This window comes from Pseudomonas sp. 05N434, assembly GCF_056396965.1.
The window spans coordinates 1-440 of record NZ_JBFTMK010001144.1; the positions used below are offsets into that span (position 1 = coordinate 1).

Sequence of the window (440 nt, forward strand, 5' to 3'; positions counted from 1 at the left end):
CCGGCCTGGTCGAGGATGGATATAGGTGTCGTCGCCGGCGCCGCCGATCAGCGTATCCAGCCCCGCGCCACCGTTGAGCACGTTGTTGCCGCTGTTGCCGGTCAGCACGTTGTTCAGGGTATTGCCGACGCCGTTGAGGTTGTCGCTGCCGGTCAGGGTGAGGTTTTCTTGGTTGGCGCCCAGGGTCCAGTTCACCGAGGAACGCACGGTGTCGATTTCAGATAGCAGGGTGCTGGTCTCGGCGACCGTGTCCTTGAGGTTGTCGACGACGTAGGTGTCATTGCCGAAGCCGCCAATCATCACGTCGGCGCCGAGGCCACCGTCCAGCACGTTGTTGCCGCTGTTGCCGATCAGCACGTTGTTCAGGGCGTTGCCGGTGGCGTCGAGCTGGTCGCTGCCGGTGAGGGTCAGGTTCTCGAGGTTGCTGCCCAGGGTGTAGC

1 pseudogene is annotated in these 440 nt (G+C 63.6%); it reads right to left on the minus strand.

Annotated elements, in window-relative coordinates:
* A pseudogene (locus AC1DLB_RS32140) lies at positions 1 to 440 on the minus strand (serine 3-dehydrogenase); the annotation flags it as partial.